The 3,318-nt window shown below is 59.6% G+C and carries 4 protein-coding genes; all 4 read right to left on the reverse strand.

The window, feature by feature from the left end:
* Positions 1 to 12: 12 nt before the first annotated feature.
* Positions 13 to 2,097: a recombinase family protein gene (locus IB262_RS35270; protein WP_192494564.1), complete on the reverse strand. Its 2,085-nt coding sequence runs from the start codon at positions 2,095 to 2,097 to the stop codon at positions 13 to 15.
* A complete protein-coding gene (locus IB262_RS36335) occupies positions 2,087 to 2,356 on the reverse strand; it encodes a hypothetical protein (protein ID WP_013850832.1) in 270 nt (89 codons plus the stop codon). The genes IB262_RS35270 and IB262_RS36335 overlap by 11 nt, the downstream gene beginning before the upstream one ends.
* Before the next feature lie 22 nt (positions 2,357 to 2,378).
* Positions 2,379 to 2,828, reverse strand: a complete 450-nt coding sequence (locus IB262_RS36340; protein ID WP_089046322.1) for a helix-turn-helix domain-containing protein — start codon at positions 2,826 to 2,828, stop codon at positions 2,379 to 2,381.
* Between the two features lie 180 nt (positions 2,829 to 3,008).
* A complete protein-coding gene (locus IB262_RS35280; protein WP_198669485.1) occupies positions 3,009 to 3,221 on the reverse strand; it encodes a DUF5372 family protein in 213 nt (70 codons plus the stop codon).
* Between the last annotated feature and the right edge of the window lie 97 nt (positions 3,222 to 3,318).

Below are 3,318 nucleotides of genomic sequence, written 5' to 3' on the forward strand. Positions count from 1 at the left end.
AAGGAGCAGACATCACGATGCACCTTGTTGGATTTGTTGAGCGTCAATTAACCGGGGTTGGCGGCTACCATATCGGCCGCCGACGCCTTTTGCGAGTCGGACGTTGCCCGGTGGCTCATACAGGTAGCGGTGGTTGGTAGCGTAGCGATGGCGCTTGAGAACACCATCGCGTCCGAGTTGGTGTACGGTTGTGGCGCTTACGCCAAATCGACGAGCCACTTCCTCGCCAGTTAGCATGCCGCTCTCGCGCAACCGTTCGAACCGGGTCTTCAGCCCATAGGCACGACGCACCAGCATCACTTTCTTCAAGGTAAAAGCCTCACCGCGCCAGTTACGATGCCCGAGTGCGTTGAGACGACTGGCAATCTGCTGGTCGTTGTCGGTCTCCAGCAGTTCGTTGATCAGTGCCACAACCGCTTCCGGGGTCTTGCGGATCACGGCCATGGGCCGGGGACGAGCTACTGCCAGGCTTTGCGTGCGACCTCCGCGCCAGCGTATGTGCATGTTGATCTTCTCGTCGACCAGCAGTGTCACGTCTTCGATGAGGAGACCAAGCATGCGTTTACGCTCGACCTGGCTCGTGCGCTCGTTGTTCCAGATGCGCGGAAAATCTGCGGCCAGCGCTCGGATCCGTTCCTGCATAGCGCCGTCCAGCAATGACTGGTCTGTCTCGTTCTGACGCTCATGTTCGCGCTGAAGCGTATCGAGGTCGCGAAGCTTGCCATTCCAGTCCGCTTCGAGTGCGTCGGCAACCAAGCGGTTGTCGGGATCGACCTTCAGATAGCGTCGGCGTGCGAGTTCAGCCTCATACCGGGCGCGCTGTAACTGCTTGTCGCGCAGCGAGGCGGCTTGTTCGACACGTTGCGAGATCTCCTCCTGCACCGCAAGTGCGACCTCTATCGCCGTGGGTGCCATTGCTTCGAGCAGCAACGCGCTGATCGCTTCATCGATCGCTGGTCCTCTTGCCCATTGGCAAGCCTTGCCCGCGTGGCGCACGACGGCCTCGTTGCAGATGTAATAGGGACGAAGCTTGCCCTCGAACTGTTCATAATGGACCCGCATGCGGGCGCCGCAACGACCGCACAAAACTCTTCCTTGCAATAAGCCGTTGCCCTGGCGAGGCATACGACCCCGCAGGCCCGGAGAAAAACCGACTGCATTTTGTTCGAGACTTGTTTGATTGCGCTCGAACTCGTCCCACGAGATGTAGCCTTCATGGGCCTGAGGGATGAGCACCTGCCAGTCGGACCTCGGCATCTTCTGCTGTACGGACTTAAGCTTGGCATTATAGACCGTGCGGGTGCGTCCGTATGCGAAAGCACCAGCGTATCGTGGATTGTGCAAAATCTGGATCACGCGAGAATGGTCGATCGCGCTCCACAGCACGTCGCCCTTGCCGATGCCGCGACGGACACGCCGGGGAAACAGGATCTTCTCGCTGCGCAGGCGGCGCACGACCGCACAGGCTGTGCCCACCTCCCGGAAGGTATCGAACAGCATGCGCACCGTGTCCTGGATCTGGCGATCCGGATCGAGCACCACGCGCATATCAGGCGTGTAGACCAGTCCGATCGGCAACGGCAACTCGAGCTCGCCACGACGCGCCTTGTTGAGAATGCCGCCTTGCAGTCGAGACTTCAGGATGTGCAGTTCGGCCTCGCTCATCGTGCCCTTCAGGCCGAGCAGCATACGATCGTTGAACGACGCCGCGTCGTAAACGCCATCTTCGTCCATGATGAGCGTGCGCGACATGGCGGCCAGTTCCAGAAGGCGATGCCAGTCCGCATTGTTGCGAGCCAGGCGAGACACTTCCAGCCCCAGCACGATCCCTGCGTGCCCCATCGCGACCTCGCTCACCAAGCGCTGAAATCCGTCGCGGTCCTGCGACTGTGCACCGGAAAGGCCGAGGTCGTTGTCGATGACGTGGACACGCTCAATCGGCCAACCCAGCGCCACCGCGCGGTCCCGCAGTGCATATTGCCGCTTCGTGCTCTCGGTGTTCTCAAACACCTGACGAAGGGAGGACTGGCGGACGTAGAGAAACGCATCGCGCCGCAGGTGATCGGCGCTAATCTTCATGGCATTATCAGTAGACATGGCTTCCTCCTGTCTCTGCTGCCAGCACCATATTGGCGAGCATGTGCACGAGCTGGCGATCGTGCGCGACCAGTGAAGTTGTCTTGAGCCGAGGCGTCGACTGCTGTCGCGCTATCGCGGATTGATGTGGTGCGATCAGTACTGCCAGGCCGCGCCACAGTCCGTGGAAGACGATGGCGCCCATGCGCCTCGCGCAAGCCGTACCGCAAATAACATCGGCGCGGAGCGCTTCGTAAACATCCTTGCCGTTCTCCGACATGGCGATTGCGTGCGTCGGCTCTTCATCGTTTTTTTTTACGCGCCACCGCGCGTTCGATGCTGCGAGGATGGACGCTGATGCCCAGTCTCGCATGCACTAGGTCCGCCAGAGAACGGGCCTGCAGTTGGCCGTTCACATCGAGATGCTCCTCGACGAGACGCATCACCTCGCCAGTAAGCTTGTGGGCTGACTTCGGCCCGCGGGTGCGCGGCAAGAGGCCGGACATGCCATCGCGCTCGAACGCGGCCTCCGCTTGATAGTAGGTCTGCCGAGACAGCCCGAAAAGCGCGGCCGCATCCGCTTTGTTGGTGCCGTCTTCGCGGGCGTGCCGAAGCATCTCATACTTCACTTGCACGAGATCGAGTGGATCAAAGAAACCTGCTTCCCGGAACCAGGGGGCGCGGACGCCCTCGGGCTTGGGGTTCAGAGCGCCCATCTGGCGCAGGCGATCGGGCTTGCTTTCTTTAGTCATGGGAGCCTCCCTGTGTAATGCAAATTATGCCGCACTTTGCTCAAACGTCAATCAAATTATATCTCAAATACCGCCGAAACCCATGTAACATCGAGCCTTACCTATTGCTTGGACGATCAATGACATCGCGTCTCGGCATAATTAGGCTTACATATGCGGCGTAATTTACTTGACGCTTCGTCATTCTTCCTGGCGGCGCTTAATGTGATCAATCAACGACGCCAGCGCCGACAGATCGTCTGGGCGGGAGAAGGACCGACCTGCAGCAACCTGACTGAACAAGTCGGCCTCATTGACATCGGTCCACGAGGCCGGAAGCGAACGCAACCGTCCTTGGGCGTCGTAGAACATGACGCGGTCTTCGCCCCAGTTCTGTTTGCGTGTCGACAGCACGAAGCGCTGTCCGCGCCACGGATGGAACGGGTGCGTAACCTCGAACTCTATGCGGGCTTGAGTGTCAGTACGAACTGCAGTCCTGGACTTGAAAGAA

It is taken from the genome of Ensifer sp. ENS02, assembly GCF_014851885.1.
Taxonomy (GTDB): Bacteria; Pseudomonadota; Alphaproteobacteria; order Rhizobiales; family Rhizobiaceae; genus Ensifer; species Ensifer adhaerens.